Genomic DNA, 24,329 nt, shown 5'->3' on the forward strand with positions numbered 1-24,329 from the left:
AGGGCTAGGGGCCGTAAGGTTACCGAACCTTGTCAAACTGCGAATGGCTGCATTTAGAGCTTGGGAGTCAGACTACGAGTGATAAGATCCGTAGTCAAGAGGGAAACAGCCCAGACCATCAGCTAAGGTCCCGAATGCCGTGCTAAGTGGCAAAGGATGTGGCGCTACAAAAACAACCAGGATGTTGGCTTAGAAGCAGCCATCATTCAAAGAGTGCGTAATAGCTCACTGGTCGAGTGGCGCTGCGCCGAAGATGTCCGGGGCTAAAGCACGGAACCGAAGCTATGGGATTGAGAGGTGCATCTCACCTCTCAGTCGGTAGGGGAGCGTTCTTACCGGGTAGAAGGTTTTCTGGAAGGGGAGCTGGACTGGTAAGAAGTGAGAATGCCGGTATGAGTAGCGAAAAGACAGGTGAGAATCCTGTCCACCGAAAGCCTAAGGGTTCCTGAGCAACGATCGTCGACTCAGGGTAAGTCGGGACCTAAGCCGAGGCGGATAAGCGTAGGCGATGGACAACGGGTAAACATTCCCGTACCGCCCGAAGTCGTTTGAGCGAAGGAGTGACGCAGGAGGTAAGGCAAGCGCGAGGATGGAAAGTCGCGTCTAAGCCGGTAGGGTGCAGTGCAGGCAAATCCGCACTGCGAGAGCCTGAGAGGTGAAGGGGAGCTGAGGGGAGACCCTTGGCGAAGTTGCCTGTGCCAGACTGCCGAGAAAAGCTTCTAGCGAGACGGAGGGCGCCCGTACCGGAAACCGACACAGGTAGGCGGGGAGAGGATCCTAAGGTGCGCGGGAGAACCCTCGTTAAGGAACTCGGCAAAATGTCCCCGTAACTTCGGGAGAAGGGGAGCCCAAGCCCGTGAAGGCAGGAAGCGGCCGGAGCGGGAGTGGGTCGCAGAGGAGAGGCCCAAGCGACTGTTTACCACAAACACAGGTGCCTGCTAAAGCGAAAGCTGACGTATAGGTGCTGACACCTGCCCAGTGCCGGAAGGTTAAGGAAGGGGGTTAGGGGGAAACTCCGAAGCTTTCGACCGAAGCCCCGGTGAACGGCGGCCGTAACTATAACGGTCCTAAGGTAGCGAAATTCCTTGTCGGGTAAGTTCCGACCCGCACGAAAGGTGTAACGACTTGGGCACTGTCTCAACGAGGGACCCGGTGAAATTGAAATACCTGTGAAGATGCAGGTTACCCGCGACTGGACAGAAAGACCCCATGGAGCTTTACTGCAACCTGACATTGGACTTTGGTAAAGCATGTACAGGATAGGTGGGAGACTAGGAAGCTTGTGCGCCAGCATAAGTGGAGTCGACGTTGGGATACCACCCTTGGTTTACTGGAGTTCTAACTGGAGGAGTAACGAACCTCAGGACAGTGTCAGGCGGGCAGTTTGACTGGGGCGGTCGCCTCCGAAAGAGTAACGGAGGCGCCCAAAGGTTCCCTCAGCGCGGATGGAAATCGCGCGGAGAGTGTAAAGGCAGAAGGGAGCTTGACTGCGAGACGGACAGGTCGAGCAGGGACGAAAGTCGGGCTTAGTGATCCGGTGGTACCGAGTGGAAGGGCCATCGCTCAACGGATAAAAGCTACCCTGGGGATAACAGGCTAATCTCCCCCAAGAGTCCATATCGACGGGGAGGTTTGGCACCTCGATGTCGGCTCATCACATCCTGGGGCTGAAGTAGGTCCCAAGGGTTGGGCTGTTCGCCCATTAAAGTGGTACGTGAGCTGGGTTCAGAACGTCGTGAGACAGTTCGGTCCCTATCCATCGCGGGCGCAAGAGACTTGAGAGGAGCTGCTCCTAGTACGAGAGGACCGGAGTGGACGGACCAATGGTGTACCAGTTATACCGCCAGGTGTACAGCTGGGTAGCTACGTCCGGAACGGATAAACGCTGAAAGCATCTAAGCGTGAAACCGGCCTTAAGATGAGGTCTCTCACAACGGAAGTTGGTAAGGACCCTTGTAGAAGACAAGGTAGATAGGCCAGGAGTGTAAGGCGGGCAACCGCTTGAGCGGACTGGTACTAATCGGCCGAGGGCTTGACCTAAAAGACAATAGCCGTTGGACATTGGACGTTTGACGGAGAAAGCTAAAGTGCATAGCTTAGTAATCTTCTGTGCAGTTTTGAAGGATCAATCCTTCAAAAAATAGTCGAAGCTCGAATGTCGAAAGTCGACAGGCGAGATAATCCGGTGTCGATAGCTACGGGGATCCACCTGTTCCCATACCGAACACAGAAGTTAAGCCCGTAAACGCCGAAAGTACTTGGCTGGAGACGGCCTGGGAGGATAGGTAGACGCCGGTTACACCAAAAGAGCACCTTGCCCAAGGTGCTCTTTTTATTGATATAGCCGAATAACGTATCCGAAATAAATGCCTGCTCCCATAGGGAGCAGGCATTGTCATAATTAACTATAGACGACCACTGCAATTGAGGACGTTGCGGATTTTGTGTTTTACCATGTTCTTAATGGCTTCGCGTGCCGGTTTTAGGTATTGACGCGGGTCGAAATCACCGGGGTGAAGGGCGAGATGTTCACGGATGGACGCAGTCATGGCCAGGCGGAGGTCGGTATCAATGTTAATTTTACATACACCCATCTGGCCTGCTTTCAACAGCATCTCTTCCGGTACGCCCTGAGCGCCCTGGATTTTGCCGCCGTATTGGTTGCACTTGGCTACAAACTCGGGCAGAACGGAGGATGCACCGTGCAGAACAAGTGGGAAGCCAGGCAACATCTTGCTGATTTTTTCTAGTCGTTCAAAATCCAAGGTAGGCTCTCCTTTGAATTTATATGCGCCATGACTTGTGCCGATGGCAATGGCGAGAGAGTCTACACCTGTGCGCTCGACAAACTCGACTGCTTGGTCGGGGTCGGTATATGTAGCCTCACGCTCGCTAACTTTGACAGCGTCTTCAACGCCGGCAAGGCGGCCTAATTCGCCTTCTACGGTGACGCCGCGCTCATGGGCGTAATCGACTACTTTTTTCGTGAGGGCAATATTTTCCTCAAAGGGAAGCTTAGAACCATCAATCATGACCGAAGTAAAGCCGCCATCAATACAAGCTTTGCAAATCTCGAAATCTTCTCCATGATCAAGATGGAGACAAATAGGCAGGCCTGAGTCTTCAACGGCCGCTTCTACCAGTTTCATCAGATAAATATGTTTGGCATATTTGCGTGCACCGGCGGAAACTTGGAGAATAAGGGGAGCCTGTTCTTCTTTGGCGGCGTCGACAATACCCTGAATTATTTCCATATTGTTGACATTAAAAGCGCCAATGGCGTATTTACCCTCATACGCCTTTTTAAACATTTCTTTTGAGGTAACGAGTGGCAAGCAAAATCCCTCCTGTAACAAAATTACTAATTATTATTATATCATATGGCAAGCAAAAGATAGAAAAAGTATATGTCATTTAAAAATATTACTCACAAATTTAGTTTTTTGACGAAGAAGCTGAATTAAGTCAGCCAGATCAGGGGGTAGTGGGCTGGTCAAAGTCAATACTTTATCTGTAGCAGGGTGCCTGAAGGAGAGACTGGCGGCATGAAGGGCTTGGCGCCTGATCAGGTCGGTTGCCCCTCCATAAAGATCATCGCCCAGCAGCGGGTGTCCGATGTGGGACAAATGCACCCGAATTTGGTGAGTTCGCCCGGTCAAAAGTTCCAGTTCGACCAAACTAGCCATGGAAAAAGTTGATAATACTCGATACAGCGTTATTGCCGGCTGTCCGTCAGACCTGACCACCCGTTTAATTATACTATTAGGGTGGCGGCCAATCGGGGCATCAATCCTCCCCATTAGCGAAGACGGGATACCGGTTACAACCGCCAGGTACAGTCGTTTAAGGCCTTTAGCTCCGCCACCTGATAGAGCATGTTGAATATGCGGGTGTTTCGCGATAGCGACCAAGCCAGAGGTATTACGGTCAAGACGGTGAATAGGGTGAAAGGCGCCCAAAGCTCCCTTGCTGTGAAGGTAGTATAGAATGCCATGAGCTAAGGTGGGCTCCGTGGGGTCGCTTGTGGGGTGGACGAGGAGACCGGCAGGTTTGTTAACAATTAGCAGAAAGTCGTCTTCGTACACAATATGAAGCGGCATCTTCATAGGCGTTAAGCAGCTATCGTCGCCATAATCGATGCTAATTTCATCGCCGGACGAAACCGGCGTCTGAAAACTTTTGACAGGATGGCCATTTATCAAGACTTGCCCTTGGCGCTTGATTTTTCGCAACTGGGTAAGCGATATTCCCGCTGACTTGAGAAAATCTCGCACCGATGTTGAAGTCGTTGCGAATGGCACGGTTAATTTGAACATAATGTCTCCTAACGCATTTAATAGTTATTTCTTATTTTCTCCGCATTTAGATCAATATCCTTGCAAAAAAATAACTGCCTTTGAGGCAGTCGACACTACAGGGCTCTTTGCATCATGGCAATTAGGCTGGCCATATGATCGCGTTCCATGGCCATAGATCCTTTCCAGTAGTCGCTCATCGGGCTACCGCGCAACCCCCATAAATAGTACATGCGGCGGTGGCGACGTATCAGCGCCAGTAGCAGGAAGGTGAGTAGCACAGCGCTTAAACCAAACTGGCGGTCGGCATCTTCGAAGTCGTCAGTGTCTTGCGGTTTCATGCCGTACTTGTTCATGGCATTGGCCATGGCTTCGTCGTGCATGGTAATCATATGCAATACTTAGGTACAACAATAGAAAGTGCCTCAAAACCTTATTTTATATAGCGTCTCGCCGTTTTCAGAGCGCTCTGCGGTGACGGTTATGCCCAGGCGCAGGATTATGCGGCGGCGCTCTTCGAAGGTGTTTGCCTCGAAAACTTCTGTCGGCGAAACGTCGCTTTCCTTGGCGGCCGGCTCTGGTGCAGATAATATTGCCTGGGCCGCGTTGATGTCGCTGTTGAGCTTTTGCAGTTCTTTTTCGGCCACTTCCAGGTCGATTGTTCCGTCCGTTACCCACTTTAGAATAGCCGCCTGCCTGGCTTTCAGTTTTTTTAGCCTTGCCTCGGCCCGGGCCTTTTCTTTGCCGGCGTCACTGGTTTTATTTCTGTCACGGCGAATTCCGCCACTCTTTTTAAACATGTTCACTATTTCCTGCCAGACGGCTTCATCGAGTTCCTGGGACGGCACACAACGGCGGTTGTCGCACTCGTACGCATTGACGTATGCACTGCAGACGTAGTAAGCGTAGTCTTTATTGTTGCGTTTGGGGAAGCGTGTACCGCGCATGGCATAGCCGCACTTTGGACACTTGATAATGCCTGACAGTAGATACTCAAATTTGGTGTTTCGCTTTGCAGTGACTTTGTTCTGTCGACGGACTTCGGCTGCCTTCTGAAACGTCTCTTTGTCGATGATTGCTGGCACGTCGATTGACACCCATTCGTTTACATTTCTTTTTAAAACTTTCCGCTTTTTTTGTCCCACCGTCTTTTGATATTTTTGGAAATACCACTTCGTCCCGGCGTACATCTCGTTTGCAAGTATGTGGTCCAGAACCGACAGGCTAAAAGGTTTGCCGCTTCGATTGACAACTCCCATCGCTTTGAGCTGGGCATGGAGCTTCGCGACGCTGTAACGGTTTTCGGTGTATAGCTTGAAGATAAGCCGGACGATTTTTGCTTCTTCTTCGTTTATAACATATTGTCCAGTATCACGGTCACATATGTAACCGTAAGGGTCCCGGCCAAACAGAGGCTTACCGGAAAGGACCTTCGCCCGTTTCCCACGCAGGCTGCGCTCACGGATTTTTTCTTTTTCAAATTCCGCGATGGCCCCGCGGATGGAAAAAAAGAGCCTGCCTTCCGGGCTGGCGTCGTAAGAGCCGGTGATAAATTCAAGTTTCGCCCCGTATTTTTCTATTTCATCGGCAATGATGAGCTGATTGGTGAGGTTACGGCTGAGTCGGTCAGGGTCATAGACCATGACGGTTTTTATGAGCCCGGCCCGCAGATCGTCGCGCAAGCGCGATAGGGCAGGACGGTCGAGAAATTCACCGCTGTAGCCGTCGTCTATGTACTCTTTGATATTCGACAGGCCCAGACTGAGAAGCTTCTTGCGACATTGGTTGACCTGGTCCTGGAGAGAATAGCCTGTTCTTGCTTGTTCGTCTGTTGAAACTCGGGCGTATATAGCGTGCATGTTTGGTCTCTCCGTAAATTCTTATCGATTGTCCCGCTTTTTGGTGCTCACAACTCGTCTATCAAGGAAACAAACCAGTACTATAGTTATTGATATTAACAAAGAGCCCATAATAGAGTAAAATATCAAGTTTTGCCTTTTTTGATAGGCGTTATCTAATAACTTTTGAATTTGATGAAATGGAGGATTATGCCCAGTCGGATAATTTTCAAGATGCTTTAACATTGCATCAAATTCCAAATCTTCTGGTGGATTTACCCCCATTTGTAAAAACAAAATTTCTTTTCGCTTGGTTTCAATTTGAATTTGTCTCTGCCGTGCTTCCCAGCGATCGATTTCTTGCTGGGTAGGCGGGTATAACTTGATTTCGTTTTTTGCTGCTTTTTGGTAACGAACAATATCACTATCGTAATAATAATAGGCTATAGGTAAACTGATTATAAGACATAAGATAAAAGATATAAAAAAGATTCTTAATAAAGACATTGGTGGTTTTTCTTGGTACAAGTCAACCACCCCACGGCTAAAGCCGGGTGGCCCCGACGCTATTTGATCCTGATTGACAATATTTGTAGGATTTTGATTTATTGGTAATATTTCATTTCTTGGTACCTTGCATTCGGCAAATATATCAATAAGAGCAGGATATTCCTGTATGAGGTTTTTAGCAGTTATAATATTAGGGTTATCAATAAATTCATTTAAAAAGATCATAAATATTTCGTCTTTTATTATTTCAGCTTCAATACCACCATTTTTCTCAATTTCAGCCAAAAAAACTACTACTTTTGGAACGGCTTTGCGAAAGTCTACGTCTTTTAGTTTGTCATAAAGCAAGTATGACATAAACTTCCATCCTCCAAACACAAAGACACAGCCTATCAAGTTCAGTGCTGTGTCTTTTACTGCGTTAGTCATGGCTTCGCCTCGCTTTAATACTTCCGGATAGTCTGTTTCACTTTGCCAACAATCCGGATTTTTTTGCGCTCTTCGCCCGTAAAAATTTCCGGCGGGTAGGACGGATTGGCTGATTGGAGGACAATGCTGTCGCCTTTAAAGTGGACGCGCTTAATCCGCCCTTCCGGCTCAATGTCATCTACGATGACAACGGCCAGGTCTCCAGAATAAACTTCCGGCTGTTCTTTAACAAGGGCCAAGTCGCCCGGCAAGATGCCTTCGCCGATCATGCTGTCACCTTTGACTTGCAAAAATATATGCTTTGCACCGTTGACGTCTTTTTTGTCGACATACTCATAGCCAAGATGTTCCTCGTACGCTAGGCCGTTGGGGCCGGCCTTTACGGTGCCGACAATGGGGATAGGAACAAAGTTGCTTAAGTCGGCGGGAATTGCGTCGGGAAAAAGGTCTGTAATGGATGGCTTAGGCTTGTCCCGGCCCAACAGGTAGTCCACCGAGACGCCAAAGAAGTCGGCCAGGCGGGACAGGGTGGCGTTGTCAGGTTCGCGTCGGTCTATTTCATAATGTGCATATGTACCGCGAGCAATTCCTAATATATCAGCCATTTCTTGCTGGGTTATTCCTTTTTGCTCTCTTAATGATTTAAGTCTTTCGCCGAGCATGACAACACCTCTTAAATATATTATAGATGTTGCGGTTCGCCACCAAAATATCTGTGGCGATAAGATACATTTCAGCTAAAAACCTATTGACATTGTAGCGATATGCCACTAAAATAAATAGTGAAAGTAGCTTTACGCCACAAGGGGGGTGAAAAGGTGAAAAGAGTATGGTTAGAGCGAGTGCTGCAAAACAAAAAAATGACGCACCAGGAAGCTGCAAATTTAATTGGTATTGAACGCTCATACTTTACGCAAATAGTAAATGGCCGACGGAGACCAAGCCCAGAAGTAGCGCAAAAGATTGGCCAGGCACTGGGATTTGATTGGACGATTTTTTTTAACTGTTATTGTGGCGTAAAGCCGCACGACAATCAAGCCGCGACTGTTGAACCGGAGCCGGCGGCGTAGAGAGGGGAGAATGTAATGACACTTAAAGAAGCGGCCAGAAAACTGTATCAGCACAACGTCGGTGGCTTGGTGCAGTGTATGCAAGGGGATCTGTTAATTGAGCTTGTTCGTACCGGATGGGATACATGCCTTTATACCGAGTATGACTACGATCCTGTAACCGATATGTGTAAAGAGATATATCAGCACAGCATGACCATTAGCGTAATTGCTGGACTGTAAGGAAAGGGGGCGAAACACTTGGCAAGCGGTATCTCATTAGACCAGTTCAATCGTGAAATGGCGTTATTACCTGAATGGAAACAGAAGCTAATTGAAGCCTGCTTTATCCTTGAGAACAACCCAGAAAAGTTCTATAAGCATCCTGCAAGACTACTCCGGGCGATTGCATCTGCACTCCACAAAACTGGACATGTCGAGTATCTCAATGTCTGCCGCAAATGCGGCGGCACTGGGCTTTACGACATGCACACAACCTACCGTGATGATCGCGGCAAACCATTTTGCTTCCGATGCAATGGCTTAGGATACGACATTAAAAAATTGTCGGATAAGCGAATAGAAGAAGTCCGTGTAATCGTTGAGAAATATCGTGCCGATAATTTACCGGCGACGCTGGAGAAGGCGGGGTGAGGAGGTGAATAAGGCTACCATTAGTATGTTCTGTCCAAAAAAATTTTTCGTGGCGCAACCAGACAATCCGTTCCCGCATATATTCTACGGGGGTGGTGATGTGGCAGTAAGGTGTGTCGGGTATGTCATGGGCGGCGTGGAGTATTCTGAGCCGCCCCAGGAAATGATTGAGCGCGTTCGGCAGGCCTTTCAGGCAGAATACGACTCTCAGCACAGTCAGCTTGAGATGTCCGAAGAGGACGAGCAGAGGAATGTTGGCTAACCGGCGTGCTCCAAAATTGGACAAGCGGGGGTGAGAATGTGACGAAAGACAGACTTGCGTGGTACCGAGACCAGATGGAGCGGGCCGAAGACGGCCGCACGCTGGCTTCCCTAATGTCGCTGATGGAACGCGAATTCAAAATACCGGCCATGCGGTGTCGAAAATTCGAGCGCAGAAACCCAGGGGTAATGGCGCTATATCTTGAGATGGCCAGACGGAGGTGGGAGATTGGCTAGTAAAAAGCGGCCATGCGCAACGTGTGGCAAAAAGCTAACCCGGTTCGACGGCACGTACATGTTCGACAGCCAGGTGCAGAAAGTCGTGTTTGTTTGCCGTGACGATAGAATGTGCCAACGGCCATACCTAAAAACGCCGGCAAAGGGGGTGAGTGGATGCGTTGGTTAGCGTCGCTAATCTGGCGTTTGCGGTACTGGTGGCTAGACCGTCAGGCAAAAAAGCGTCGGGCAAATGTGTGGCGCTGTTATTTCGCCCGTGGCGGCCAGTGGTGATGATAAAAAAACTGCTTGATTACATGATACCCTCGAAAGGAGGTGAGGTCGATGTTTAAAGAGGCCAGAAAGGCAGCTGGATTAAGCCAGGCTGAAGCGCATTTTAAAACTGGAATAGCCCTAAAACGCCTTCAGCGCATTGAAAGCGGGGCGGAGCTGCCGCTGCCAGGGGAGGTTAGTTTGTTAGATAAAACCTATGGCGCGAACCGGATGCTGGTGCTTCGCTATTGCGGCGGCCGGTGTCCGGATGGGCAATATGCGGGCCTGCAATTTGAAAATGTAAGTCCGCAAACAGTCGGCATAAAGCTCATCAGTAGCTTAGCCGGGATTGAAAAGCTGCTGCCGGAGATAGCAAACATTGTGTGCGAGGCATGCGACGGTATTTATCGCCCAGAAAATCGGGACAAGTACGTCAGTATATGCCAGCTGCTTAGTCAGCTTCGGCGGTACATCATGGCGATTGAGGTCCTTATGCTTGCAGAGAGGTTGCCGCAGTTTCAAGACACAAAAAAAGTACGCGAAATGCTTGCTTACCTAAAAGAAAAAACCGCCTGCAATAGCAGACGGTAACTAATTACAATCCCTATTAAAATTGTAAACCGGAAGGGGCGTAAAGTCAAATGTATTTAAGCACAAACAAAGCCCCACTGACTTGCAAATATCATACACGCTTAATCATAGCAATGGCGCTTGAGCAGCGGGGTTACAATGATGCAAAAACGCGCTACATTGAGCATCTTAAAAATTTTTCGGTGGACGAGTTGGCCGACGTGGAAAGAACGTTTGCTAAGATTGGGACGCTGCACGGCCTGGGTGTTGCCAGGTTTGCGCGGGAATTAGCGAGAGCAAAAGGGGGACAAGGGGTATGTCAGTCTGCTTAGACAGGTTTGCGCAGGGCCTGCCGGACCCGCAGGCCAGGGAGCCGGAAATAGTTGCAAATTGTTCATTTTGTTGTAAAACGCTCTACGATACTGACAGCTTTGTGTTTCTTGATGACAACTATTATTGTGATACTTACTGCTTAGCACGATATTTGGGCGCTGAGTTTTGGGATGGTGATAATAAATGAATACGCTATATGAGCTTGATAACAATTTCAATGCTGTACTGTCGATGGTGTATGACGAAGATGTTGACCTTGATATGCTGGAAGACACATTGCAGGCCATCGAGGCGGCATTAGAAACTAAGGTCCAAAATGGGATAGGTCTTTTTCGAGAGCTCGAGAAGGAACGCAACGGACTCAAAGCCGAGATTGAGCGACTGACCAAAAAACTCAAGCGCATTGACGGCAGCATTGAAAGGCTTAAAACATACTACCAAGCTCACCTGGAAAGCATGGCCAAGGATGCAGTAAAGACGCCGATCGGAACAATGAAAATCTGTTAAATCCACCGACTGTGGTCATTGATGACGAAACGAAGCTGCCGCCACAATATTTTCGTATCATTCCTGAAACCAGAGAACCTGACAAAAAAAATATCCTGCAGGCGCTAAAATCCGGGGCCGATATCCCTGGAGTGCACCTCGAACAAAAGCGGAGGTTAGATATTAAATGAGCAATATTGTTGAGTATAACAACGCTGCAATATCAATAATTGAAAGCGTTAACTTGCAACAAGTGCAGGCGACAATGCAGAAAATAGCCCAGTTTCAGGCACTTGTACAAAAAACTTTGAAAAAAGATCATGACTTTGGTGTTATCCCAGGCACTGGCAGTAAGCCTACCCTGCTAAAACCTGGAGCGGAAAAAATTTTGATGCTTATGGGACTAACAAGCGAGTATGAAGTCGTCGAGAAGGTCCAGGACTATGACACCGGGTTCTTCGCTTTTACCGTAAAATGCACGATACTGCGGCAAGGTTTAAAAATCACCGAAGGGGTCGGGCACGCCAACACGCGGGAAAAAAGATATACCTCTGGCCGACAACAGGACCCATACACGCTCGCCAATACCGTTCTCAAGATGGCGAAAAAACGTGCGCAGATCGATGCGGTGTTGACTGTAGCAAGCTTGTCGGAAATCTTTACCCAAGACCTTGAGGATATGGACTTCGAGCAGGAAAAACCAAGACAGGAACAACCTAGACCGGCTACTCAGAACGGACCAGCCACCGAGGCCCAGCTCAAGAAACTCTACGCAATGGCCAAGGAAATGGGCGTGTCTGACCAAGCGATGAAAGAACTGTTACAGCAAAGATACCAGGTAGAAAGTTCTAAGCAATTGACTAAGCAACAAGCTAGCGACCTGATTGAATACCTTGAGCAGTTCCGAGCAACTCAGGAGCAACCAGCATAACACACTACTGTCCCGTTCGCGGCAGGCGGCGACTTGCAGTTGTGCTAGGTCAAAGAAGTGGTGGAAGGGAGCCGAAGCACATAAACTTGCAAGCAGGCGTTGAGGGAGGGGCGGTCGCAGGGACTAAAAATCCCGAGGCGGCGGGGCGGTAGTAATACGGCCGGCCGCTCGATGAGTCCCGGTTCCTACTGGGAAGAGAGCGGTCCCGCCAAACATCATATCAGGCCAGGCAGGCGGACAGACGCCGGGGTGAACCCTTCCGCCGGGTGAGCGGCTGCGGTCGAGCTCCACAGGGCCGCAGCAACGGCCCGCTCCTAAGCGCCGAAAGGTGAGAAAGTAGGAGTCGCTGCAGGCGGCAGCGGCCCTGGCCTTGATAAATATAACGGAATGAAGGAGAGGAGTAAATTTATGTCCGCTGAGTATTTTGATGCTCCGGAAGTTGAGGTAATTGCTAAAGAGTTAATTGAAGATCATCATCCTAACCTTTGCCAGGCTAAAATCAAGTATCTATTCCGAACCGGTGATTGGGAAAGCAAGGGCAAAACGATACTTGGAAAAGCTGAGAAACTCAATGACAAGATTAAGCACCTCGCGGGCTACGACTTCATAATTACCATAAATCAGATAATGTTTTTCGCCATGACCCCACAGCAAAGAAGAGCACTTGTTGACCATGAGCTAACCCATTGTTTTGTTGATGAAGATGATAGCGGAAACCCGGTGTACAAAATACTGCCGCACGATGTTGAGGAGTTCCATTCGATTATCCGTCGGCACGGACTGTGGCAGGAAGATTTACGAAAAACTGAGACGGCTATGGAGCAGCATCGGCAGCTTAGTTTGTTTAAGCGTACCGGCACAGAAGGGTAAGCACTGAACTTTAAAGCGGCGGGCCGGTAGCCCCGGCCTGCTGCCGGTATGGCCGCTAGTTTACGGGGCAAAACGCCGGCTGGCAGACGCCGGAGTGCCGCCGTTCAAGTCGGCGGGCGGTCTCCATTTTTACCTCGCAAAAATGACAAGAGTATCCCTGATACGTAGTATATGCAAAAAATATGCATCTTATGCATGGCGGGGAGGTGGAATTTTGGCATGGATAGAGTTACATCAGGCTATTTGGACTCACCGCAAGACACTATTGCTCGCCGCAGAGTTAGACTTGGACGAGACATATGCGGCCGCTCATATGATTCGCCTATGGACATGGGCATTAGATAATGCTCCAACAGGAGAACTCACAGGACTACCAGCTAAAGTTATTGCTTACGGTGCTGGCTGGCGCGATGACCCAAATACATTCGTAAATGCAGCAATACATGCTGGATGGCTTGATAAAGATGGCGATAGATTATTTATTCATGACTGGCAAGATTATGCCGGTAGGCTAATTGAGAAGCGACGGGCCAACGCCGAACGCATGAGAAAGGCGCGTGCAGATGATGTTGCTATTAAAAATAAAGCATGTGCGTTGCACGTGCAATGCACAACATCAGCATGTGCAGGGGCTACCGTACCTAACCATACCGTACCTAACCAAATAAATAATATATATACACTCGCGCAAAGCGGCGAGTGCGAGCGAGTGCAACAAGTCGATGGACGAGCAGCGGGCCAAGACCCTGATGGAAGCGTAGAGGCCGAAAAGGTGACTGCTACATCAGGCGAGCAGCGGGCCAAGACTCCATTGACTGACAAGCCGGAGACCGCCGTTTAGCAGTAAAAAACAAGAAGCTCTGTTTGATCAGTTCTGGCAGCTTTATCCCAAAAAAAAGAACAAGGGACAAGCAGAGAAGGTTTGGGTTAGGTTGCGTCCTGACGAGGCTTTGTTCGCGGAAATAATTGCCGGCCTGGAAAAAGCCGTGGCATGCCATGACTGGTTGAAAGACGGCGGAAGGTTTATCCCGTACCCCGCCACTTGGCTGAATGCAAAAGGCTGGGAGGATGAATATATGCCCGAGGTGAACCCGGCCAGGCCATACAAACCACGCGCTATTGGGGAGGATTTGCCGCTGTTATGAGCGTTGATTTAGAGCTTGAAGCCCAGGTGTTGGCCGCCATGCTGAACGACAACGAGTGTCTGGACTCCGGTATGGCGCTGGTCAAAAAAGAATACTTTGCCGAGCCTTTTCATCGCACAGTGTTTGACCATGTCCAAGCCATGTATTCGGCCGGCAAGCACATCGACGCCATAACGGTTTACGAAGAGATTAAAGATATTGCCAAAGGCCGCGGCGTAAGCTGGATGACGTTAAAAGACGCGTTTTTTAGCAGCGCGACGTTTGAGTACTGCGTCAACAAACTGGCTGACCTATATCGTGCCCGCCGCCTGGCTGATCTTGCACAAAAGACTCTTAAGCGAATTCAGCAGAAAGACGAGCCTGAAGATATCCTGAAAGACGTCGAAGGCGAGTTGTATGCAATCACGATGCAGACAAGCGAGATAAAAATATTAACGCCCCAAGACCATGCCAGGCGGATGTTTGAGACGCTGTCTAAGCGCCTGGAAAAACGGTCAAACGGCGGCATTTGTACAAGTTATGTCCGGCTCAACTACGCGACTAACGGAGGTTTTTTGCCTGGCCAGCTGATAATCATCGCTGCACAAACGGGAAAAGGCAAGACGGCGTTCGCGATGAATTTGATGCGCGATATAGCAATCCAGCAAAAGCAGCCGGCGCTATACATAAACACTGAGATGTCAGAAGAACAGATGGACTGTCGGTGGATGGCGATGTTGACGCCGGAGCCGGAGCTTACGCACACCAAAATTGCAAGCGGCCAGCTCACGGATGAAGAAAGCCTTTCCGTTGTGCGGGCCCTGGACAAAATGAATAATTCCGGCTTTTACAGCACGACTATCCCAGACTTGACGCTTACTACGCTTGTCAGCACTGCCCGGCGTTTTAAGTCGAGAACCGGCATGAAAGTGCTTGTTGTCGATTATGTCGGCCGGATGGACACGTCGGACCCGAAATTGCAAGAGTGGCAAGTGTATAAGCAGATTGCCAAACGGTTGAAAACATTGGCCCAGGAACTGCAAATAACTGTCATCATGCTGGCGCAAATAACCGAAGACGAAAAACTGGAAGGCGCGCGCGGCATGAAAAACGAGTGTGATTTATTCGCCTGCCTGCGCGAGATGACACCGGACGAAAGCCTAAGTTTCTTGCAAAGCTATAACTACTTCCTTGTACTTGACAAAAACCGCGATGGGCGGCGGATAAAAATCCCTCTAAGGTTTATCGGCGAAAAACTGACTTTCGAGGGGGAAACGATTGATGAAGTGGTTAGAAGCCAACAAAAACAGGGTGAAAATCGAAGCGCTCCAGAGGTTGCGGCAGAAACTGGCGGAGGACGCGGTCGAAGGCAGGCAGGATCGAGAAAAATGCCGCAAGCTGATTGGGCTCGTTAATAAGCGCATTGAAAAGCTATATTACGCGGGGGTGTCATAATGGACACATTCTTTTGGGGCATGGTGGTCGGCGCACTTGTCGGCCTGTTTATCGCCGGTCTGTGCGCGGCGGCGGGCAGAAGTGACCTGTTAACCGAAAACGAGGAGCTGCGTCGCGAGAATATCGCGCTCGAGTGTGAAAATATTCATCTGCGGCGGAAGCTGCGTTCAGTAGGGGTGGTTGACGATGACGCATGAAAAAGAGGCGAAAGCCATGGGATTGTATCGCGCTGGGCAAAAGCGACCAAGAAATAGGTCGAGCATTGAACTATTCTGCGAGCAGCATCTTGTGGTGGCGAAAGAAAAATGGCCTACCGCCTAACCCCAGAAAAAGGAAGTACGACGAGGACAAGCTGCTTGAGCTGTATGCCGAAGGGTACTCAGATGCAAAAATCGCTGCTGAACTGGGGTGCTGCCGGGACGTGGTGTTTAATTTTCGTCAACGAAACGAACTGCCCGCTCTCCATGGAATAGGCGGGCGACTAAGAAAAAGGGGTGCGGGAAATGCATAGTCGTGAATACTTGGTGCGATATATCCTTAACAAACTGAACGAAGTTAAATCGTTGTTCGAATACAAAAACGGAGCCTATGGCGCAGAAAACGATGTGTTCTGGAACTTTCGCCAGACGGCGCTTAGGAAGTTCGGCAGCGCGTTACCGCCGGCAATGTTTGACGTTGCATACATACTAGCGGACAAGCACTGGGTGGCCCTGGGCAAGGGAATTGATGTTGCCGAGGCCGAGGAGCGATTGCAAGACATGATTGTCTACTGCCTGATTATGCTGGCAATGCTTGAGGAACACAGGAGAATAGCGGAGGATGAAAATGCTTAAACCGGCGACAAAGTTTATCAAAAACTCTCCAATCGAACAATTTAATCACATACTGAGTGAGGTTGCAGAAGCGCACTTCGAATTGTTGCTTAGCTCAAAAGAAAAAAACGCCGATAAAAACACTAATATCGTTCTGGCTAGAGAACTTGTTGACATCCAGGTTAGTTGCGAGACAATGTTGGCGTGTCTTGGCTACAATGACGAGGAGCGAGACAAACTACGGCGGCATGTGTACGAGAAAAACAAGGCGAGGGGGTACTACGATGAATAAAGCAATCCTGGTCGGCCGCCTGGCCCAGGACCCGGATGTACGGTACACGCAGAGCGGCAAGGCGGTGGCATCGTTTAACCTCGCCGTAAACCGCTACGTTGGCCAGGGCCAACAGCAGGCAGACTTTATTCCGATTGTCGCGTGGGACAAACTGGCCGAGACGGTTGGCAATTACCTTGCCAAGGGGCAGCGGATTTTGGTGGAAGGGCGGTTGCAGGTGCGGAGTTATGAGAAAGACGGGGCCAAGCGGTGGGTGACGGAAGTGGTTGCGCTACACGTTGAGTTTCTGGAGCAAAAGAAACAGGCGCAGCCGCATCAGGAGGATCCGTTCGGTGCAATGGGGCAAGAGTTGCCGCCAGATGAAGAGATACCATTTTGAGGTGACGGCTATGTGCGGTGATTATATGCCCAATCCTTTTCCGCAAGGAAAACATTGTTTCAGTTATCCTCATTGTGGTTATAAAGACTATTTTCAATCAGGTGGTGGGTGGACGCCAAGGTCATATGTTTATTGTAAGCTCATCGGCGCTGAGGTTTATGTTGAACCACCCGACGCCGATGGGGTTATGAAGCCGATTGAAAAGGTGTTGTTGCCAGACAAGTGTCCGTACGCGATGATGAAAGACCTGTTTTGATGCCGCGAAGAGGGGAGATGGCGGTCGTGATTGACGTGACAGCCGTGATATTGGCGCTGCTGGCGCTGCTTTATGCAATTGGTTGGTGGGGAGGATGTTGAAATGATGGGAGGGCGAGATGAATGTTTAATCGTGCGACGCAAGCGCAGATTGAGTACATAAAAATCCTATGTGAGCGGCTGGGATATGATTGCGAGGATTATTTAAGCGAGGAACTGACAAAGCAAGAAGCGGCAAGGATTATTAACGATCTCAAGGACGAGTGGGAAGGGTAAAAACATGTCAAATCTGGGGGATTGACAATGCTGAAGTTAACGCTCCCGATAGTCCCAAGTGTCAACCACTGCTATAGAAACGTCAGCATCCACCGGCGCGTTTTAACGCCGATCGGTAAAGCGTGGCAAGAAAAAGCTCAGTACATAGCAAAAGCAGCGGCCGCAAAACAAGGGTGGCGGTTTTCTAAAAGACAAAAATTGGTCATGGAGTATTGGACATACTGGCCGGATTATCGCACCCGAGACGTACACAATCAAGAGAAGCTGCTCTTAGACACGCTGGAAGGCATACTCTACGACAACGATAAATGGGTGCTGCCGCGGGCGATGGATTTTGCGGTGGACAAGGTTAATCCGAGGATTGAAATTTTGATTTATCCATTGGAGGGGAGATAATGGCAACGACAAAGATAGAGTGGGCCGAGCGGGTATGGAACCCGGTCACAGGCTGCACAAAGATTAGCCCCGGTTGCCAGAATTGCTACGCTGAGCACATGGCCCGGCGCCTGGCCGGGCGGTGTGGGTATCCGGCGGAGGAGCCGTTTCGAGTGACCATACATGGGGACAGATTTAATGAGCCTTTGCGTTTTGCTAAACCACAAAGGTATTTTGTTTGCAGTATGGGCGATCTTTTTCATGCCGACGTACCTGACAACATAGTATATGAAATTTTTGCTGTAATGGCTGATACTCCTGGGCACACATACATCGTCCTAACAAAACGTCCACAACGGATGAAAGAACTACTAGGCAGACCAGACGCCGCGAATGAAGTATGGAATAGAACAACGTACAGTGATTATCCTGGTTGCAAAAAACCCTGGCCTCTACCCAATGTCTGGCTCGGCGTCACTGCAGAAAACCAGCAGGCTGCCGACGAGCGCATACCGATACTGCTCCAGATACCGGCGGCGGTGAGGTTTGTTTCATGCGAGCCTTTGTTGGGACCGGTGGATCTGTATGATTATTTGCAACCAAAGACCAAGACCGCGTTTTATAATTATGGCGGTCGAGGGCGAGCCATGGAGGTTGTGATCAGAAAAGAACACCTGAACTGGGTCATCTGCGGCGGAGAAACAGGCCCTAACGCCCGGCCGATGCACCCGGATTGGGTGCGTAGTTTGCGTGACCAGTGCAATGCGGCGGGCGTGCCGTTCCTGTTTAAACAGTGGGGTGAGTGGCGGGAGGCGTGTCCGCCAGACGATGAGATCTGGAACGGGCATCCACCGACACTGAGGCATGAACACGGAACGTATTTTATCCGCTTGGGCAAAAAACAAGCCGGCCGCCTGCTGGACGGTGTGGCGTGGGATGAGTTGCCACGTTTCTAAGACGACCTAGATGCTGTGCTTGGGGGATTAAACAGGGCGGTTAGTCCGCCCTACGCCTATTTGGGGGTGGGAGAGTGGCCATACTTGATGGCAGTGTTTTTAAGCGCATTGAACGGTATTTTTACCTGCACGACAAAATAGCACGGGCGGTGCGCGAGGCTCGGGAGCAAATGCTGTATGGACATGCCGGCACGGAAAAAACAGGCGGTGTGGGCCACTGCTACATTAGTGACCCGACTGCCAACAAGGCAATCGGGTTAGTTGACCCGATCCAGCGGGTGGAGGTAGACGGTGAGACTATCCGCCGGCCGGAGGACTGGCTCAAAGTTGTGGCTGCTACCCGCCAGCGGTTCGCCGGTACGCCAATGGGGGAGCTGATGGAGCGGCGATACATACGCAATGAGACGATTGTAAAGACGTGCCAGGAGATGCATATTGATCGTAGTACATACTACTATTGGCGCGAAGACATAATTACCTACGCAGCTATGGTGTGCTGCCAGGTGGGGCTGTTGAAAGTTTCGGAGTGAAAAAATAAGGCTGGGACTATTTGTCCCGGCCTTTGTAATTTGCAGCAACTCTACAATTTGGGGAACATCGCGCTTAGACTGATAATAGATTGCATAACACGTGCCACTCTCCCCATTGCATAGCTGGGGTTTTTTAGGTTTCAACCCAAACCTTGCAGCCAAGAAATTGTCAATCTTGGTGACAATGTCAAGACTGCCATAAATTCGCAAGCGTGGAGTTGGTACCCCTTTGGGCCTAACAACATCAAGCGTTGCTTTTGTGTGACAATAACCTCGGATAAACTCAATTTCGTCAAATAGTCCTCTAGGATATTTACGCTCTTTATCTAGCCTACCTGACCATCCAAGCGACATCAACCTCTGGGCAAATGGGTGTTTAAGCGAAAAACGTAAAGCTGTTTTTCCTTCTGTCGGATGGTACGGTTTTGCCTTTGTCCGTAGAACTTCTGCGATCTCAGCAAGAAGTTCTACGTCGTGATACCTGATAAAAAGGCGGTGGCTAGATATTGTACCAACTCCCCAAGTAAAACCCAAGACCCAATCCTCAGTTATAACTATCACCCTATTCGCCAGTTTTTGGTTGCGGGCCGTACACCCGCTTCATTGCGGCCCGTGTAACAAGCCACGTCCCCGCGCTTTTGCGGACTTCATCTGGAGCAAAGCGCGGCGGGTAACCGCGCTGCCCCAATATGGCTTTTTTTATTGTACTCGGGTCCAGTCCCCAAAGCTCTGCTGCTTCGGGGACTGTGAGAACTTCTTTTAGGATATTGGTCAAAAACATTCCTCCTCTTGCCCGTCTATTTGTCCGCGCCTATAAGGCGGCGAATATTGATGCATAACTCACGCAAGGTATTGTCCCCTGTTTGGTCAAGCCACAATTCAAATTCTTCTTCTTCGTAGCTTGCTAGATTGGCAAGCTCGTCAATGGTGACTACAAAATCACTATTTTCCGGTTCTCTTTCGGCCACTTCTTCATCGTGGCCGTCCCAGTTTGCGACCGAACTTGTTTTTACAAAATCAACAATTGCGCTGGCACATTCTTCTATGCCATTTCCTTCTTGGTGGTCATAGAAGTGTGCCCAATTGGGCAGTTGTAGAGTGATGCCACCAGCATTATCAATTATTATTCTTTCCATTTGTATATGCCTCCTTTTTATGTCCTAATGCCCGACTATTTCTACCGCCGCCGGGCGGGCGGAAGTGTTTAAAATGGAGCGCACCAGACGTGATACACCTTACCTTTGTAAACGCGGCCGTATAAAACATATTTTCCGCACTCCGCACATGGAGTGGGTTCGCCGGGGCCTATGGTCTCGACATTATTTAATAAATCGTCGGCTAGTAAGTGGTAGCCCCTGATTCGCAATTCGTTTTCGATGTTACTGAGATAATTATCAAAAATTACCTCGTCGATTAAAACATCTCTAACTTTTTTAGCTATTTCGGGGTCAATGTGATCCCACAATCGTCTTGTTATAAACCGCGTTCTAACAGTCATTTTTTATCCTCCTTATTGATTAGAACTTAAAATCGCTTGTGAATTTATACAACACTTCTTCGACACGCTCAAGACAGCGGGGCGAGTTAAGCTGGAATACCTCGTCGGTGTCCCAAATATATTTAACAATTAAATTTTCAACGACTGTATCGACGCTTTTTTGAGTGTATTCCCCAGACTCCACAAACTCAATATGGAGTCTTACTTCCGGATGTTCTGCGAAGTATATTTTTCCAACCTCTAGCAACCTGTCTCGTTCCAAGTCCGCCCTGTCGCGGGCCGCGAGGATATTTTTGTACCTCGCCAGCGCGCGCATGTACTGCGTGGCCGCGATAAGATAACGATGTACCGCTTTTCTCAGAGTTTGCTCTTTCAAATCCATTTTCCCTTCCCCTTTCGCCCCGACCCCTTACCGGGCCTGCGGGCTCTGGGCTTCTGCCCTGTTTCTGATTAAAGCATATCACGATTTCGCGATACATACAATAGGACTTAAGTCCTATTTTTATCGAAAACTTGTTCGTTGCAACTTTTAAAAAGTCGTCGACTTTTTGCCCAATAGCTGTGGTATAATAGCATCAAGTAAAATAGTCTTTTATATATCGCGAGCCGTCCGGAAGGGCGGCTTTCGTGTTATATCGGCATATATAGTCAGCCGGGAGGTGATAGTGTGGCTAGGGGTAGAGGTAGGCCGACCGAGTACAAGGCAGAATACGCAGAACAGGCATACAAGCTGTGTCTCTTGGGTGCCACAGACAAGGAAATAGCGGATTTTTTCGGGGTAAATGAAAAGACGTTGAACAACTGGAAGCAAAAGCATCCCGATTTTTTACAGTCCCTAAAAGAAGGTAAAGAAGAAGCTGACGCGAAAGTCGCCAAAAGTCTATATCATAGGGCGCTTGGTTATAGTCATGAAGCAGTAAAAATAATGCAGTATGAGGGTGAAGTAATCCAGGTGCCATACATTGAGCATTATCCGCCTGATACTACAGCCTGCATCTTCTGGCTGAAAAACCGGCAGCCGAAGCTGTGGCGCGATAAAGTCGAGCAAGAAATAACTGGTCCCGACGGCGGCCCGATCGGCGTAGTAGTGTTGCCTGCTGCTGATTTAGGAGAGGTTCCGCGTGGGGAAGGTAGCGAATAGGATACTCTGGCAGCCGAACCCGGGGCCGCAGACGGACTTTTTGCGTCGCACTGAGTTCGAAGTGCTATACGGAGGTGCCGCTGGTGGAGGTAAAATGCTGCCACTTGACACACCGTTGCCTACGCCGCACGGATGGACGACAATGGGTGACGTGCAAGTTGGTGATGAGCTGTTCGACGAGAGCGGACGAGTATGTCGCGTTGTCGCGGTGTTCCCCGTACAGACGCCTGATGAGGCATACCGCTTGACTTTCGACGATGGCGTATCAATTGATGCATGTGGAGACCATTTATGGCTTACTTATGACGCCAAAGAGCTTGCCGCGTTGACGCGGCGCGACCCGGTATGGCGGGCTCGGCGTCGTGCAAAGCGACCGAGTCGTGCCAAAGGCAACAAGTCGCAGCGTTTTGTTGAGGTGATTACCGCGCGAAATCGTGCTTGTCCGCCGCCTGTCATGCCGGCACCGTCTGGCTCCGTACGTAGTACGCGAGAAATTGCTCAGACACTTTTGACGCAACACGGGAGACGCAATCATGCCATTCCGGTGGCGATGGCGCTGGAGTTACCGCATGTAGATTTGCCTCTTGACCCTTATTTACTGGGGTGCTGGTTGGGAGATGGGCATACGCATGCCGGGCGTATTACTACAGCTGACCCTGAAATTGCAGCGGCATACCTACGTGCTGGTTTTGAGGTTGTACGTTACCATAGTGACGATATTGATTATGGCATTCATGGCTTATCGTCTATTCTGCGGTCATTAGGAGTCCTGGGTGATAAGCATATTCCCGTACAATACCTGCGTGCTTCTCGGGAGCAGCGCCTTGCTTTGTTACAGGGACTCATGGACACGGACGGCACGGTGGCGCGTAATTCGGGCGCTGCCGAATTTACAACAACGTCTCCGGCTATACGGTGTGGTATGGAAGAGTTGGTGCGGTCCCTCGGATGGAAAGTTCGTGTGCGCGAGGGGCGCGCAAAATTAAACGGCATAGATCATGGGCCAAAGTGGACAATGAAATGGATGGCATCCGAACCAGTATTTCGGCTAGAGCGCAAACTTCGGCTGCAGCGCATAGCGACTCGACGTACGACGCGATTTCGGTATGTTGTGTCGTGTGACCCGATCGAACCGGTTCCCATGCGTTGCATTGCAGTGGATTCTCAGTCGCATTTATACCTAGCCGGGCGGGCAATGGTGCCTACACATAACAGCGATGCGCTTGTCATCGAGGCCCTGCGCCAAGTTGCACACCCGCGCTACCGCGCCGTCATCTTTCGCCGGACACTCACAGAAGCCAGCGAGCTCATCGACCGTTCGCGGCTGTACTACCCGGCTGCCGGTGGAGTGTGGCGTGAGCAGCAGAAAGAGTGGAAGTTCCCGAGTGGCGCGATTATTCGCTTCAGGTATCTTGAAAATGTTGGCGACGAGCTTCGCTATCAGGGGCATGAGTATCAGTATATTGCTTTTGATGAGCTCACGCACTTTGATGAGCGGCAGTACCTGTACCTGTTGTCCCGGTGTCGGACGAGCGACCCGGCGCTACGCTGTTATGTGCGTGCGGCGTCCAATCCTGGCGGACCTGGGCACCACTGGGTGAAGGCGCGCTTTATTGACGTCGCGCCGCCTGGCAAAACATATGTTGACCCGGTGACTGGCTTGACGCGCTGTTTTGTGCCGGCGCGCGTGTTCGACAATCCCATACTGCTGAGAGCAGACCCGCTATACCTTAAGCGGTTAGAGAGCCTTCCTGAAGCTGAGCGGAAGGCTCTTCTCTTAGGCGACTGGGACGCTTTCGCGGGCCAGGTATTCAGTGAGTGGCGGCGGGATGTTCACGTTGTAGAGCCGTTTGCAATTCCTGCTGGCTGGCTGCGCTTCCGAGCGATGGACTGGGGTTTCTCAAAACCATACTGCATACTGTGGTTTGCAGTTGACTATAATGGTGTTATCTATGTCTACCGCGAGCTATACGGCCTTAAACCAGGCTGCGTGGACGTCGGCACGCAAGAGACGGCCCGCGAAGTAGCACAGAAAGTTAAAGCTGCGGAAGACTGGAAGAATTTTATCGCCGACGAGGGCGTAAAACTCGAAACCCAGTTAAGTGGCGAAAAAATCGCCTACGGTGTCGCCGATCCGGCCTGCTGGGCCAAGACCGGGCACGATGGTCCGAGCATTGCCGAGACGTTTGCCAGCGAAGGCGTTTTTTGGAAACCGGCTGACAATGACCGTCTACAAGGTAAAATGCAGGTGCATCTGCGCCTGCGTGGCTGGGGACCGGAGCGGCCAGGGTTAAAGGTGTTTAATACGTGCACTAATCTCATTCGCACCCTGCCGGCGTTGTGTTATGATGCACACCGGCCGGAGGACGTGGATACGACCCAAGAGGACCATGCGTATGATGCTTTGCGATACGGTCTTATGTCACGTCCGTGGGCGCCGCCGAAGGAAAAACAAAGAAAACGTGACGCCTGGGCGTGGGATGATGAGGAGAAAACTACCAGCTACATGTCTGTGTAGGGA

Annotated in this window: 37 protein-coding genes and 2 rRNA genes (1 of these 39 running past the window's edge); 29 read left to right on the forward strand and 10 right to left on the reverse strand. The window is 50.0% G+C overall.

The features are described 5' to 3' along the window. Together TCARDRAFT_RS07875 and rrf are read left to right on the forward strand one after the other, a co-directional pair. Window positions 1-2,040 (forward strand): 23S ribosomal RNA (locus TCARDRAFT_RS07875); it begins 990 nt to the left of the window's first position. A gap of 141 nt (window positions 2,041-2,181) precedes the next feature. Then, window positions 2,182-2,298 (forward strand): 5S ribosomal RNA (gene rrf, locus TCARDRAFT_RS07880). A 107-nt stretch (window positions 2,299-2,405) separates the two neighbouring features. Here rrf and fba read toward each other — a convergent pair. The 6 genes from fba to TCARDRAFT_RS07910 all read right to left on the reverse strand — a co-directional run bounded on the left by fba (window position 2,406) and on the right by TCARDRAFT_RS07910 (window position 7,734). Continuing rightward, on the reverse strand, window positions 2,406-3,335 hold the full coding sequence (gene fba / locus TCARDRAFT_RS07885; RefSeq protein ID WP_007289482.1) for a class II fructose-1,6-bisphosphate aldolase: 930 nt from the start codon (window positions 3,333-3,335) through the stop codon (window positions 2,406-2,408). A gap of 75 nt (window positions 3,336-3,410) precedes the next feature. Then, window positions 3,411-4,316 carry an RluA family pseudouridine synthase gene (locus TCARDRAFT_RS07890; RefSeq protein WP_007289483.1) on the reverse strand — a complete coding sequence of 302 codons (906 nt, stop codon included), beginning with the start codon at window positions 4,314-4,316 and terminating at the stop codon, window positions 3,411-3,413. A 95-nt stretch (window positions 4,317-4,411) separates the two neighbouring features. Further along, window positions 4,412-4,687: a hypothetical protein gene (locus tag TCARDRAFT_RS07895; protein ID WP_007289484.1), complete on the reverse strand. Its 276-nt coding sequence runs from the start codon at window positions 4,685-4,687 to the stop codon at window positions 4,412-4,414. Window positions 4,688-4,720: 33 nt separating this feature from the next. Beyond that, entirely contained in the window at window positions 4,721-6,154 is a 1,434-nt protein-coding gene (locus TCARDRAFT_RS07900) for a recombinase family protein (RefSeq protein WP_007289485.1), read from the reverse strand. Between the two features lie 21 nt (window positions 6,155-6,175). Beyond that, window positions 6,176-7,072, reverse strand: coding sequence for a hypothetical protein (locus tag TCARDRAFT_RS07905; RefSeq protein WP_040683189.1), 897 nt, complete (start codon window positions 7,070-7,072; stop codon window positions 6,176-6,178). Between the two features lie 14 nt (window positions 7,073-7,086). Continuing rightward, window positions 7,087-7,734: a LexA family protein gene (locus tag TCARDRAFT_RS07910; protein WP_007289487.1), complete on the reverse strand. Its 648-nt coding sequence runs from the start codon at window positions 7,732-7,734 to the stop codon at window positions 7,087-7,089. A gap of 156 nt (window positions 7,735-7,890) precedes the next feature. Here TCARDRAFT_RS07910 and TCARDRAFT_RS07915 point away from each other — a divergent pair, with 156 nt between their 5' ends. The 25 genes from TCARDRAFT_RS07915 (at window position 7,891) to TCARDRAFT_RS08030 (ending at window position 19,169) form a co-directional block, all read left to right on the forward strand. Further along, window positions 7,891-8,142 carry a helix-turn-helix domain-containing protein gene (locus TCARDRAFT_RS07915; RefSeq protein ID WP_040683190.1) on the forward strand — a complete coding sequence of 84 codons (252 nt, stop codon included), beginning with the start codon at window positions 7,891-7,893 and terminating at the stop codon, window positions 8,140-8,142. Window positions 8,143-8,157: 15 nt separating this feature from the next. After that, window positions 8,158-8,364: a hypothetical protein gene (locus TCARDRAFT_RS07920; RefSeq protein WP_040683191.1), complete on the forward strand. Its 207-nt coding sequence runs from the start codon at window positions 8,158-8,160 to the stop codon at window positions 8,362-8,364. Between the two features lie 18 nt (window positions 8,365-8,382). After that, complete coding sequence (locus TCARDRAFT_RS07925) at window positions 8,383-8,775, forward strand: hypothetical protein (protein WP_040683192.1); 393 nt, start codon at window positions 8,383-8,385, stop codon at window positions 8,773-8,775. Window positions 8,776-8,875: 100 nt separating this feature from the next. After that, entirely contained in the window at window positions 8,876-9,037 is a 162-nt protein-coding gene (locus TCARDRAFT_RS15500; protein ID WP_156784659.1) for a hypothetical protein, read from the forward strand. Window positions 9,038-9,075: 38 nt separating this feature from the next. After that, window positions 9,076-9,273, forward strand: coding sequence for a hypothetical protein (locus TCARDRAFT_RS07935; protein WP_040683194.1), 198 nt, complete (start codon window positions 9,076-9,078; stop codon window positions 9,271-9,273). 152 nt (window positions 9,274-9,425) lie between these two features. After that, complete coding sequence (locus TCARDRAFT_RS07940; protein WP_040683195.1) at window positions 9,426-9,605, forward strand: hypothetical protein; 180 nt, start codon at window positions 9,426-9,428, stop codon at window positions 9,603-9,605. Then, a complete protein-coding gene (locus tag TCARDRAFT_RS07945) occupies window positions 9,598-10,116 on the forward strand; it encodes a helix-turn-helix domain-containing protein (protein WP_007289488.1) in 519 nt (172 codons plus the stop codon). The genes TCARDRAFT_RS07940 and TCARDRAFT_RS07945 overlap by 8 nt, the downstream gene beginning before the upstream one ends. Window positions 10,117-10,166: 50 nt before the next feature. Further along, window positions 10,167-10,427: a hypothetical protein gene (locus tag TCARDRAFT_RS07950; RefSeq protein WP_007289519.1), complete on the forward strand. Its 261-nt coding sequence runs from the start codon at window positions 10,167-10,169 to the stop codon at window positions 10,425-10,427. A 184-nt stretch (window positions 10,428-10,611) separates the two neighbouring features. Further along, entirely contained in the window at window positions 10,612-10,935 is a 324-nt protein-coding gene (locus tag TCARDRAFT_RS16210) for a siphovirus Gp157 family protein (protein WP_007289489.1), read from the forward strand. Between the two features lie 11 nt (window positions 10,936-10,946). Further along, window positions 10,947-11,105, forward strand: coding sequence for a siphovirus Gp157 family protein (locus tag TCARDRAFT_RS16400; protein ID WP_198003910.1), 159 nt, complete (start codon window positions 10,947-10,949; stop codon window positions 11,103-11,105). Beyond that, a complete protein-coding gene (locus tag TCARDRAFT_RS07965; protein WP_007289490.1) occupies window positions 11,102-11,845 on the forward strand; it encodes a phage protein GemA/Gp16 family protein in 744 nt (247 codons plus the stop codon). The genes TCARDRAFT_RS16400 and TCARDRAFT_RS07965 overlap by 4 nt, the downstream gene beginning before the upstream one ends. A 408-nt stretch (window positions 11,846-12,253) precedes the next feature. Then, on the forward strand, window positions 12,254-12,715 hold the full coding sequence (locus TCARDRAFT_RS15805; RefSeq protein WP_050769603.1) for a putative metallopeptidase: 462 nt from the start codon (window positions 12,254-12,256) through the stop codon (window positions 12,713-12,715). A gap of 214 nt (window positions 12,716-12,929) precedes the next feature. Beyond that, a complete protein-coding gene (locus TCARDRAFT_RS14605; RefSeq protein WP_050769604.1) occupies window positions 12,930-13,556 on the forward strand; it encodes a hypothetical protein in 627 nt (208 codons plus the stop codon). A 91-nt stretch (window positions 13,557-13,647) separates the two neighbouring features. Further along, entirely contained in the window at window positions 13,648-13,860 is a 213-nt protein-coding gene (locus TCARDRAFT_RS07980; protein ID WP_040683197.1) for a hypothetical protein, read from the forward strand. Next, window positions 13,857-15,254 (forward strand): replicative DNA helicase, encoded by a 1,398-nt coding sequence (locus tag TCARDRAFT_RS07985; RefSeq protein WP_007289491.1) that lies wholly within the window; start codon window positions 13,857-13,859, stop codon window positions 15,252-15,254. The genes TCARDRAFT_RS07980 and TCARDRAFT_RS07985 overlap by 4 nt, the downstream gene beginning before the upstream one ends. A gap of 39 nt (window positions 15,255-15,293) precedes the next feature. Beyond that, window positions 15,294-15,491, forward strand: coding sequence for a hypothetical protein (locus TCARDRAFT_RS07990; RefSeq protein ID WP_040683198.1), 198 nt, complete (start codon window positions 15,294-15,296; stop codon window positions 15,489-15,491). Further along, window positions 15,488-15,805 carry a helix-turn-helix domain-containing protein gene (locus tag TCARDRAFT_RS07995; RefSeq protein ID WP_040683199.1) on the forward strand — a complete coding sequence of 106 codons (318 nt, stop codon included), beginning with the start codon at window positions 15,488-15,490 and terminating at the stop codon, window positions 15,803-15,805. The genes TCARDRAFT_RS07990 and TCARDRAFT_RS07995 overlap by 4 nt, the downstream gene beginning before the upstream one ends. Next, window positions 15,798-16,127 carry a hypothetical protein gene (locus TCARDRAFT_RS08000; RefSeq protein WP_007289492.1) on the forward strand — a complete coding sequence of 110 codons (330 nt, stop codon included), beginning with the start codon at window positions 15,798-15,800 and terminating at the stop codon, window positions 16,125-16,127. Before TCARDRAFT_RS07995 ends, TCARDRAFT_RS08000 begins: the two co-directional genes overlap by 8 nt. Next, window positions 16,120-16,398, forward strand: coding sequence for a hypothetical protein (locus TCARDRAFT_RS08005; RefSeq protein ID WP_040683200.1), 279 nt, complete (start codon window positions 16,120-16,122; stop codon window positions 16,396-16,398). Before TCARDRAFT_RS08000 ends, TCARDRAFT_RS08005 begins: the two co-directional genes overlap by 8 nt. Beyond that, complete coding sequence (locus tag TCARDRAFT_RS08010; RefSeq protein WP_007289493.1) at window positions 16,391-16,777, forward strand: single-stranded DNA-binding protein; 387 nt, start codon at window positions 16,391-16,393, stop codon at window positions 16,775-16,777. Before TCARDRAFT_RS08005 ends, TCARDRAFT_RS08010 begins: the two co-directional genes overlap by 8 nt. Next, complete coding sequence (locus tag TCARDRAFT_RS08015) at window positions 16,758-17,033, forward strand: hypothetical protein (protein WP_156784660.1); 276 nt, start codon at window positions 16,758-16,760, stop codon at window positions 17,031-17,033. The genes TCARDRAFT_RS08010 and TCARDRAFT_RS08015 overlap by 20 nt, the downstream gene beginning before the upstream one ends. A 122-nt stretch (window positions 17,034-17,155) precedes the next feature. Then, a complete protein-coding gene (locus TCARDRAFT_RS15505; RefSeq protein WP_156784661.1) occupies window positions 17,156-17,308 on the forward strand; it encodes a DUF3072 domain-containing protein in 153 nt (50 codons plus the stop codon). Between the two features lie 27 nt (window positions 17,309-17,335). Further along, a complete protein-coding gene (locus tag TCARDRAFT_RS14980; protein ID WP_040683202.1) occupies window positions 17,336-17,704 on the forward strand; it encodes a RusA family crossover junction endodeoxyribonuclease in 369 nt (122 codons plus the stop codon). After that, on the forward strand, window positions 17,704-18,639 hold the full coding sequence (locus TCARDRAFT_RS08025) for a phage Gp37/Gp68 family protein (protein ID WP_007289494.1): 936 nt from the start codon (window positions 17,704-17,706) through the stop codon (window positions 18,637-18,639). The genes TCARDRAFT_RS14980 and TCARDRAFT_RS08025 overlap by 1 nt, the downstream gene beginning before the upstream one ends. Window positions 18,640-18,713: 74 nt before the next feature. Next, window positions 18,714-19,169: a hypothetical protein gene (locus TCARDRAFT_RS08030; protein WP_007289495.1), complete on the forward strand. Its 456-nt coding sequence runs from the start codon at window positions 18,714-18,716 to the stop codon at window positions 19,167-19,169. Between the two features lie 562 nt (window positions 19,170-19,731). Here the strand turns inward: TCARDRAFT_RS08030 and TCARDRAFT_RS08035 are convergent. From TCARDRAFT_RS08035 to TCARDRAFT_RS08050, 4 genes are all read right to left on the reverse strand, one after another. Further along, on the reverse strand, window positions 19,732-19,944 hold the full coding sequence (locus TCARDRAFT_RS08035; RefSeq protein WP_198003911.1) for a helix-turn-helix domain-containing protein: 213 nt from the start codon (window positions 19,942-19,944) through the stop codon (window positions 19,732-19,734). A 22-nt stretch (window positions 19,945-19,966) separates the two neighbouring features. Further along, complete coding sequence (locus TCARDRAFT_RS08040) at window positions 19,967-20,305, reverse strand: hypothetical protein (protein ID WP_007289496.1); 339 nt, start codon at window positions 20,303-20,305, stop codon at window positions 19,967-19,969. A 68-nt stretch (window positions 20,306-20,373) separates the two neighbouring features. Then, window positions 20,374-20,667 (reverse strand): hypothetical protein, encoded by a 294-nt coding sequence (locus TCARDRAFT_RS08045; RefSeq protein ID WP_040683203.1) that lies wholly within the window; start codon window positions 20,665-20,667, stop codon window positions 20,374-20,376. A gap of 19 nt (window positions 20,668-20,686) precedes the next feature. Beyond that, window positions 20,687-21,049, reverse strand: a complete 363-nt coding sequence (locus tag TCARDRAFT_RS08050) for a hypothetical protein (RefSeq protein ID WP_007289497.1) — start codon at window positions 21,047-21,049, stop codon at window positions 20,687-20,689. 285 nt (window positions 21,050-21,334) lie between these two features. On the opposite strand from TCARDRAFT_RS08050, the gene TCARDRAFT_RS08055 reads away from it, so the two are divergent. Together TCARDRAFT_RS08055 and TCARDRAFT_RS14615 are read left to right on the forward strand one after the other, a co-directional pair. Beyond that, window positions 21,335-21,808 carry a hypothetical protein gene (locus TCARDRAFT_RS08055; RefSeq protein ID WP_007289498.1) on the forward strand — a complete coding sequence of 158 codons (474 nt, stop codon included), beginning with the start codon at window positions 21,335-21,337 and terminating at the stop codon, window positions 21,806-21,808. Window positions 21,809-21,902: 94 nt separating this feature from the next. After that, a complete protein-coding gene (locus tag TCARDRAFT_RS14615) occupies window positions 21,903-24,326 on the forward strand; it encodes a terminase large subunit domain-containing protein (protein ID WP_083795409.1) in 2,424 nt (807 codons plus the stop codon). The last annotated feature ends 3 nt before the right edge of the window (window positions 24,327-24,329 follow it).

Origin of the sequence: Thermosinus carboxydivorans Nor1 (assembly GCF_000169155.1) — a bacterium.
Lineage (GTDB): Bacteria > Bacillota > Negativicutes > Sporomusales > Thermosinaceae > Thermosinus > Thermosinus carboxydivorans.

What these genes read in the sequence shown, in the direction of transcription:
- TCARDRAFT_RS07890 (WP_007289483.1), bottom strand. Translation starts at nt 4,316, where the DNA reads ATGTTCAAATTAACCGTGCCATTCGCAACGACTTCAACATCGGTGCGA.
- TCARDRAFT_RS07895 (WP_007289484.1), bottom strand. Translation starts at nt 4,687, where the DNA reads ATGATTACCATGCACGACGAAGCCATGGCCAATGCCATGAACAAGTAC.
- TCARDRAFT_RS07900 (WP_007289485.1), bottom strand. Translation starts at nt 6,154, where the DNA reads ATGCACGCTATATACGCCCGAGTTTCAACAGACGAACAAGCAAGAACA.
- TCARDRAFT_RS07905 (WP_040683189.1), bottom strand. Translation starts at nt 7,072, where the DNA reads ATGACTAACGCAGTAAAAGACACAGCACTGAACTTGATAGGCTGTGTC.
- TCARDRAFT_RS07910 (WP_007289487.1), bottom strand. Translation starts at nt 7,734, where the DNA reads ATGCTCGGCGAAAGACTTAAATCATTAAGAGAGCAAAAAGGAATAACC.
- TCARDRAFT_RS07920 (WP_040683191.1), top strand. Translation starts at nt 8,158, where the DNA reads ATGACACTTAAAGAAGCGGCCAGAAAACTGTATCAGCACAACGTCGGT.
- TCARDRAFT_RS07945 (WP_007289488.1), top strand. Translation starts at nt 9,598, where the DNA reads ATGTTTAAAGAGGCCAGAAAGGCAGCTGGATTAAGCCAGGCTGAAGCG.
- TCARDRAFT_RS07950 (WP_007289519.1), top strand. Translation starts at nt 10,167, where the DNA reads ATGTATTTAAGCACAAACAAAGCCCCACTGACTTGCAAATATCATACA.
- TCARDRAFT_RS16210 (WP_007289489.1), top strand. Translation starts at nt 10,612, where the DNA reads ATGAATACGCTATATGAGCTTGATAACAATTTCAATGCTGTACTGTCG.
- TCARDRAFT_RS07965 (WP_007289490.1), top strand. Translation starts at nt 11,102, where the DNA reads ATGAGCAATATTGTTGAGTATAACAACGCTGCAATATCAATAATTGAA.
- TCARDRAFT_RS15805 (WP_050769603.1), top strand. Translation starts at nt 12,254, where the DNA reads ATGTCCGCTGAGTATTTTGATGCTCCGGAAGTTGAGGTAATTGCTAAA.
- TCARDRAFT_RS07985 (WP_007289491.1), top strand. Translation starts at nt 13,857, where the DNA reads ATGAGCGTTGATTTAGAGCTTGAAGCCCAGGTGTTGGCCGCCATGCTG.
- TCARDRAFT_RS07990 (WP_040683198.1), top strand. Translation starts at nt 15,294, where the DNA reads ATGGACACATTCTTTTGGGGCATGGTGGTCGGCGCACTTGTCGGCCTG.
- TCARDRAFT_RS07995 (WP_040683199.1), top strand. Translation starts at nt 15,488, where the DNA reads ATGAAAAAGAGGCGAAAGCCATGGGATTGTATCGCGCTGGGCAAAAGC.
- TCARDRAFT_RS08000 (WP_007289492.1), top strand. Translation starts at nt 15,798, where the DNA reads ATGCATAGTCGTGAATACTTGGTGCGATATATCCTTAACAAACTGAAC.
- TCARDRAFT_RS08005 (WP_040683200.1), top strand. Translation starts at nt 16,120, where the DNA reads ATGCTTAAACCGGCGACAAAGTTTATCAAAAACTCTCCAATCGAACAA.
- TCARDRAFT_RS08010 (WP_007289493.1), top strand. Translation starts at nt 16,391, where the DNA reads ATGAATAAAGCAATCCTGGTCGGCCGCCTGGCCCAGGACCCGGATGTA.
- TCARDRAFT_RS08015 (WP_156784660.1), top strand. Translation starts at nt 16,758, where the DNA reads ATGAAGAGATACCATTTTGAGGTGACGGCTATGTGCGGTGATTATATG.
- TCARDRAFT_RS15505 (WP_156784661.1), top strand. Translation starts at nt 17,156, where the DNA reads ATGTTTAATCGTGCGACGCAAGCGCAGATTGAGTACATAAAAATCCTA.
- TCARDRAFT_RS14980 (WP_040683202.1), top strand. Translation starts at nt 17,336, where the DNA reads ATGCTGAAGTTAACGCTCCCGATAGTCCCAAGTGTCAACCACTGCTAT.
- TCARDRAFT_RS08025 (WP_007289494.1), top strand. Translation starts at nt 17,704, where the DNA reads ATGGCAACGACAAAGATAGAGTGGGCCGAGCGGGTATGGAACCCGGTC.
- TCARDRAFT_RS08040 (WP_007289496.1), bottom strand. Translation starts at nt 20,305, where the DNA reads ATGGAAAGAATAATAATTGATAATGCTGGTGGCATCACTCTACAACTG.
- TCARDRAFT_RS08045 (WP_040683203.1), bottom strand. Translation starts at nt 20,667, where the DNA reads ATGACTGTTAGAACGCGGTTTATAACAAGACGATTGTGGGATCACATT.
- TCARDRAFT_RS08050 (WP_007289497.1), bottom strand. Translation starts at nt 21,049, where the DNA reads ATGGATTTGAAAGAGCAAACTCTGAGAAAAGCGGTACATCGTTATCTT.
- TCARDRAFT_RS14615 (WP_083795409.1), top strand. Translation starts at nt 21,903, where the DNA reads ATGCTGCCACTTGACACACCGTTGCCTACGCCGCACGGATGGACGACA.